The sequence below is a fragment of the Crocosphaera sp. Alani8 genome (genome assembly GCF_038442745.1).
In the GTDB taxonomy this organism is placed as follows: Bacteria; Cyanobacteriota; Cyanobacteriia; order Cyanobacteriales; family Microcystaceae; genus Crocosphaera.
Map to the genome: position 1 here is coordinate 1 of NZ_JARVCN010000195.1, position 6,359 is coordinate 6,359.

Annotated in this window: 6 protein-coding genes; 3 read left to right on the forward strand and 3 right to left on the reverse strand. The window is 42.6% G+C overall.

The genetic code is table 11. From position 1 onward, the window contains the following. Positions 1 to 144 precede the first annotated feature (144 nt). Positions 145 to 378, reverse strand: coding sequence for a CopG family transcriptional regulator (locus P9B04_RS12400; protein ID WP_342055302.1), 234 nt, complete (start codon positions 376 to 378; stop codon positions 145 to 147). Positions 379 to 450: 72 nt separating this feature from the next. On the opposite strand from P9B04_RS12400, the gene P9B04_RS12405 reads away from it, so the two are divergent. Further along, the gene (locus tag P9B04_RS12405) at positions 451 to 1,020 is read left to right on the forward strand and encodes a plasmid pRiA4b ORF-3 family protein (protein ID WP_342055303.1); all 570 of its coding nucleotides are present in this window, start codon (positions 451 to 453) and stop codon (positions 1,018 to 1,020) included. 79 nt (positions 1,021 to 1,099) lie between these two features. Here P9B04_RS12405 and P9B04_RS12410 read toward each other — a convergent pair whose 3' ends face one another. Next, positions 1,100 to 4,729 (reverse strand): hypothetical protein, encoded by a 3,630-nt coding sequence (locus tag P9B04_RS12410; protein WP_342055304.1) that lies wholly within the window; start codon positions 4,727 to 4,729, stop codon positions 1,100 to 1,102. A gap of 221 nt (positions 4,730 to 4,950) precedes the next feature. Then, complete coding sequence (locus P9B04_RS12415; RefSeq protein ID WP_342055305.1) at positions 4,951 to 5,190, reverse strand: helix-turn-helix domain-containing protein; 240 nt, start codon at positions 5,188 to 5,190, stop codon at positions 4,951 to 4,953. A 376-nt stretch (positions 5,191 to 5,566) separates the two neighbouring features. Between P9B04_RS12415 and P9B04_RS12420 the strand changes: the two genes are divergently transcribed. After that, on the forward strand, positions 5,567 to 5,884 hold the full coding sequence (locus P9B04_RS12420) for a hypothetical protein (RefSeq protein WP_342055306.1): 318 nt from the start codon (positions 5,567 to 5,569) through the stop codon (positions 5,882 to 5,884). A gap of 129 nt (positions 5,885 to 6,013) precedes the next feature. After that, positions 6,014 to 6,343: a Rad52/Rad22 family DNA repair protein gene (locus P9B04_RS12425; RefSeq protein ID WP_342055307.1), complete on the forward strand. Its 330-nt coding sequence runs from the start codon at positions 6,014 to 6,016 to the stop codon at positions 6,341 to 6,343. The last annotated feature ends 16 nt before the right edge of the window (positions 6,344 to 6,359 follow it).

Sequence of the window (6,359 nt, forward strand, 5' to 3'; positions counted from 1 at the left end):
TGCTGATAAAACTATACCATAAAATATACAATTAATTCTGCTGACTTACTTACCCTGCCTCAACTAACCGGCCATAGAGTTCTCTGACCTTTTCCTTATCCTCGTTAGCATGGGCAAGAAATATCTTTGGTGGATTTTGTGGCATCAGTCATCCCCATCTTGTTCTGGTTTTACCAATGCTTCTATTTCAGAGACTCTATTCTCAAGCATAGCCATCCGTACCGCCATCGGTACATCCGTTGCACTATCAAGGTATTGTGCCAAGGCACTTAGCACCACCTCTGACTTCGATACGTTCAAGGTCGCAGCGTGTTCGGCGAGTTTTTCATGGAGAAGGAGGGGGACTTTTACCCCAACTTGGTGTGTTGGTGTCGCCATGTTCTTACAGAAAGTGACATTTATTCTATGATATTCTTGGTTTAACGAAAATGCCACGTTCTCCCTGAAGTGATGAGTTCCGCAAAAAAGAAACCCAATCAAGTAGTCTATCAATTAAAAATTACCCTCAAGCAGATACGACCCCCTATCTGGCGGAGAGTACAGTTACTAGGGTCAACTTCCTTGCCACAATTACATGAAATTATCCAAATCGTCATGGATTGGGGCAATTACCATTTGCATCAATTTACCATTGGGGGAATAGATTATGGAGTTGAAGATCCTGATTTTCCTACTGGATTAAGGTCAGAAAATAACGTCCTATTAGCTGATTTTTGCTCTTCAGAAAAGTCGAAATTTTCCTACACTTATGATTTTGGAGACTCTTGGGAACATGAAATCTTGGTAGAAAAGCTCCTTACTCCTGAGTTAAAAACCAATTATCCAGTTTGTATAAAAGGAAAACGGGCTTGTCCACCCGAAGATTGTGGAGGAGTATGGGGATATGAAGACTTTCTCGAAGCTATTGGTGATCCCAATCATGAAGAACATGAAAGCTTCAAAGAGTGGATCGGTGGAGACTTTGACTCAGAACTTTTCAATTTAGAAGAAGCTAATCAAAGATTGGAGCAACTCAAATGAGTTATCTCAGCGGCCTTGGGATTCTCAAACGATCGCACGACAGCAACAACATCATTGAAAAATACCTCAATAAGCACTGTCATTCCAAGGAATAGTGGATCTGACCAACTTTGACAGTGGGCTGAGACTTCAGATAACCAAGGAATTCAAGGATTTGCTCATCACTGAGTCTTAGTCTCGATCGCACTTCGTATTGTTCAACGAGGTACTGTTCTCCGCGTTCAACATCCCAACCAAGGCGAATCATTTCAGCATCAATGTCAGATACCACGTTATCCCATTCTAAAATCTCAGTTACCTCATTTTCAGATTCAGGTTCAGAGTCTAAAGACTGATGGTTAACTGCTGTATCTACCATTATATCTAGGTTACAGGAATCGACCTCAGTTGTAGTTACCTTTTCATAAGAAGTAGCATTTTTTTCTGAGGGAATTTCCCCACCATTTTCTTCATTGAGTAATTCTACTCTCCCGTCTTTTTCTTCTTCCAAGTTTTGAGTATGTTCAGAAAAGAGGTAACTAGAATTAGGGTCATCATTTGAAACCTTTGTACAATCAGTGGTTTCATAGTTACCTTTATCTGATTTGTTACCTTCAACATCTTGGTAACTTGTAACTGAACTATCCTCAGACGTGGTGACAGAATCGCCACCATCAGTCGGTGAAATAGGGTCAGGTGGTGAAACAGGTTGACCACCACCACCGCCGCCGCCGCCATCGGGAGGACTATCATCACGCCACGAGGAGATAAAGTCTTTGACCAAGTTAAGGGGAATTAGTACGCATTTCCTAGTAGTTTCTTCTGGCGGTTTTGGTGGGACGTAATCGGCACTTTCGTTGTGACCATTGATAAGCGATCGCCGATAAGTCTTAACCTCATCCTCCGACCGATAAAACTTCTGTGCTGATTTGAGAACACCGCCAGCTTGAGCAATTTGGGATTCAATGACCTTGCGAGAGTAAGGTACTTTGTAAGTCCCATCAACTTTTGACCACACAGAGGACATATTGACTGCTAAACCTTCAAAACCAGTCCTTGTGGTAACTAAACGGATATTCCATTCCCCTACCACACTTTGAGAATGTAACGCTGAAATCTTGTCAATGAAATCCGTCAAGGAATCTGAAGCAGAATCAGCATCATTAGCTGTTTTACACACTGTTCCTTTCACATAGTCGATGATTCTCTGCTCATCGAACCCTGCTAACCTACAGACCGCGGTAGCATAATGCAGTACCAAGGCAATAGAATCAGCTACTCGTGCATGAGCGTGGGGTAACAGTGGGCGTAATTCCTTGGCTAACGCACGAACTTCCTCAGAAGGGTATCCCAACCCAATTAACTCAGGTAATGCGCCTGATGCCCCTTTCTGTGCTTCTACAAGGTCATCCCAAGCGTTCTTATCCCCATCAGTTGAGGGGAATATGGCTAAGGGTAGGATACGGCTAAGGGTAGCTGGTTTAGCATCCCCAATGACATGATTTGACGTTATCATCAGTGATGTATGTGGGGTCTGGCTATTCCCCCTGACCATACGAGGTTTCCCATTGTACAGCCGTTGAATCAAGGTATCTAACCAAGGGGATTTGTCTGGGTCATCCCACAGTAATGGTAATGAACCACTTAGCTTGATATGCTCGTACAATGCGGATTCTGTGACCTTACAGAAACTGCCGGAACCTTGAATAAATCCTGCGATCGCTAGACCATTTTCAGCCATGATGGTTTTCCCACAACCTGGATCTCCAAACAGGTTTAACAAAGGAAAACGTTTCTCAATCTTGATAATCTCTTGAAAGTGGAGACAAGCTACAGCCCATGCCAAGGTGATGATAGCAGGAGCAATTTGAGAATCTCCGTGGAACCGGTGCATGGCATTTATTAAGTTAGTCAGTGCGTTAGAATCAGGGCTAACAAGTTCAGGAACACTGACGTGATCCTCATAGCCAAGATTGGGATTATATACAGTCTTGGTTTTATCTTCACTAGTAGCAATCCCTGTTTCTGTTAATTGGCGATCGCTGAATACCCAAGTCCCGTCATTCTGTTGGCCAATGCGGTCAGCCAGCTTGAAGACTTTACCCCCTCTATCGTGGTAATGGATTAGTTTCGTCTGTATTAACCCGTTAAGCTGGTCAGTCTTGAGATTACAGATGATTCCTGCACGATAAGCCTTGGTTAGTGCCAAGTTAAATTCTTTGACTGTCAACCGCTCCGTTGAGCCAATGATAACCCGTCGTTGTTTATGGTCAATCGAACGTTTCACCTGTAGCACTAAGCCACCGCCTTCGCCATCAGACAATTCTCGTTCAATTTCGAGGTCAAAATTACATTTCGGGGTGAATACTCTAACAGTCTCTTTCTCCTCAAGGATTTCCCCTGTTTCTGCATCGAGTTTGTTACGACGGACGACCGACCAATAACCCAACTCTCCATTCCAGGATACAGGAGAATTCCACTTATTACGCTCTGGTAGGAATCCATCACCGTTGTGGCCACCACCGCCACCGCCGTTCCCACCATTGTTATTGCCTCGGTTGGGGGGATTACCATTGATTGCGTCTTTGATAGAATCAGGGCAATTAGCATCGTAAGATCGGTGATCTAATCTTCGGACTTTTCGCCAGCAGGACTCATCACCGCCACGGAAATGGGCAGCCGGTTGACACTGCTCTAAGTCCACCGTAGCAATGATTCGGGTTATGCGATCGCTGTCTATCCCTAACTTTTCCCCTGCATACTGAGCAAGGTTTTCTACCGTGCCAGAAATGGGGACATTGTTATCGTGACACCAATTGAACCAGCCGGACCATTCACTTATGGCAGTAGTTAAAGAATCTGAGCGATCGCCTTTGATGTCTTCCCCATTGAGGATACGCCGACTATCATCATGGCCAAGCATTTCTAAGGGGATACTGCCAACAATAAGGGTAGCATTAGCAAGAAGTTTCACATCGGGTTTTGAGGTTGTTTGTTTTTGAGAGTTTTTAGATTTAGTTGGATAAATGAAGTCAATTTTGTCAACTTCAAGCAGTTTTTCAGGAAAATTGATATTGACATAAGGATGACCAGTGGGGCCAATGGTGGGGGAAAGAACCGTGAAACGACCAAAACCCAAACATTCCCCAACATGAGTACCGTCACAGGTTAAACTGAAGTTGGTAAAACGCGCTACCTCTATGGCTTTTAACCCAATTCGGTATCCTCCGGATTGGGTCTTTTCAAGGAGCGTCAATCTCAGTTCTGGTCTTTGTTTTAACAATTCTTGGAAACTGCGATCGCAGTCCTCTTGTGAGGGGAATTGCTTGGAATCAATGTCGATCCACTTTATGCGATCGCTCCCCAGTGTCCCAATACCGTTATCTGGGTGTTTAAACCATCGTTTCAGTTCTTTCTTATTGGGTAGTCGGGATTGATAGACATTGTGGTTAATCAGATACGGGATGCCGTCAGAGTCCAAGAATGAGGGATTCTTGCCAGTAAATAAAGGAATAGGCTGTAAATCCTTGTTTAAGGGGCAATGTGAACCTCTGGTGTTGGATGCTTTGACGACTTTATGGTACCGGTATGGGTCTTGAAATGGGGCAACGGGTAAGGGGGGCAGACTGTTCGATAACAGCCAGTGGATTCTTTGTTGTCGTTGCTCAGCGTAGGTTGCGGATGGTTGCGTTGCAGCACAAATTGTACCAATGTGCATTGTGGCGATCATTGACTTTGGCTCCAATAAAATCTTTGAATTCTGGAACGCCCCTTCAAAAGCAAAGGGTGTCGCTGCAACAGTAAAATGAATATATATACAAGTATTGGATCTGGTTGAACCCAACTTTATAGAAAGTTGACAGCAAGTTTTTGCGATAAAGGGGCAGCCAGCTTTTTTGTTTTCTGGTTGAGAATGAGGATTGTTAGGGAATTTAGAGCAGTTAAGGTAGTTTAACTTTCAGCTTCCATACTTTCCTCCGGATTAGGAATAAACACTAATAAGTCTCCAGGCTGACACTGAAGAGCTTCACAATATTTGTACAGGGTTGTGTCTTCAAGACGACTTGGCATAACTCGCATATTTTTATGCTTACTAACGGTTTTCTCATGAAATCCAGTTAGTTCGGCTAACTCTTTATAATCGATTTCTCGATCTGCCATTAGCACTGCCAGTCGCCATTTGATCGGCATAAACAACCCCATTTGCACCTGATTACTGGACATCATTGTACATTGGGTTATTGATAGATTTTAGAGTCCTGGCGATGGACACGTCCATTATAGCAGTTGACACAGTAAGCGCAAGTATTGACATTATCCGTCGTAGCGATTAAAATGGTAAGCGTACCGAGGGAAACAAAACTTTTTTGAAGTCCAGAGAGAACTGGTTGAACAAACACCAGAAAAGGGTTCTCCTTCGGAACAAAACAAAAGAGAGCGCAAGAAACTGTAATTTCCTGGCTCTTTTCCAAAAATATCTATTTCCATTATGTTACAAAACAGAGAATTTCAACCTACACAGGTTTTAGAACCTGTGCAACCATGCGCTATCTGTGCGAATTGCCCCATGTTCAAAGCCTATGAAGGGGACACAAGATCGAGGGGTACTTGTACCTTATTTGATCGAGTTACCCGTAGTCATTGGCCACAAACTCAAGATTGTAGAAACGGGTTACAAGAGGTCGTATTGCACCTTTATTCCGAAGAACAAGAACAAGATCCAGACTTCGGACATTTTGAACCTGTACAAGAAATTCAATTAAGTCTTTTCTTATCTGAAATAACAAAACAAGCTGTTAAAAAAGCCTTTCAAACATACCAGGATATGTACCAAGGATTTTATTTAGCTTACTACCATCCATGTCAACAGGATGCGGAATTTTAGGTAACAAAAAAGGGGATTAATTTCCCCTTCTAATAACGACCTAACTTTTAAAGCATTACTCATGTGGCAATCATTTGTACAACTCTACAGTACCTCAAAAAATAAGTCAATTACCTTCAGAGAAAAGACATGAAACTAGCAGAGATTTTGAACAACTTAGCACAACCAGTTCCTAAACAGAAGATTAGTAAAAAAGGAATATTTAAAGACAAGAAAAAGATTGATGAGATTGATTACATAGCTTGGTACAACCTGTGTGACCTATTAGATGAACGGTGTGGAATTGACGGCTGGTCATGGTCAATAAAGGATGTTAATCAGATTAGTAACCGATTAACTTTGACAGGAGTTCTTACTATTTATGGGGATGATAAATCACTTACAAGGGAAGCAACTGGAACTGAGGAAGTAGATTGTTCATCTTATCAAAAAATTGGGTTTAAAACCCCGTGCTTCTAGCACGGCTTTTGTTGTT

What these genes read in the sequence shown, in the direction of transcription:
- P9B04_RS12400 (WP_342055302.1), bottom strand. Translation starts at nt 378, where the DNA reads ATGGCGACACCAACACACCAAGTTGGGGTAAAAGTCCCCCTCCTTCTC.
- P9B04_RS12425 (WP_342055307.1), top strand. Translation starts at nt 6,014, where the DNA reads ATGAAACTAGCAGAGATTTTGAACAACTTAGCACAACCAGTTCCTAAA.
- P9B04_RS12415 (WP_342055305.1), bottom strand. Translation starts at nt 5,190, where the DNA reads ATGCCGATCAAATGGCGACTGGCAGTGCTAATGGCAGATCGAGAAATC.
- P9B04_RS12405 (WP_342055303.1), top strand. Translation starts at nt 451, where the DNA reads ATGAGTTCCGCAAAAAAGAAACCCAATCAAGTAGTCTATCAATTAAAA.
- P9B04_RS12410 (WP_342055304.1), bottom strand. Translation starts at nt 4,729, where the DNA reads ATGATCGCCACAATGCACATTGGTACAATTTGTGCTGCAACGCAACCA.
- P9B04_RS12420 (WP_342055306.1), top strand. Translation starts at nt 5,567, where the DNA reads ATGTTCAAAGCCTATGAAGGGGACACAAGATCGAGGGGTACTTGTACC.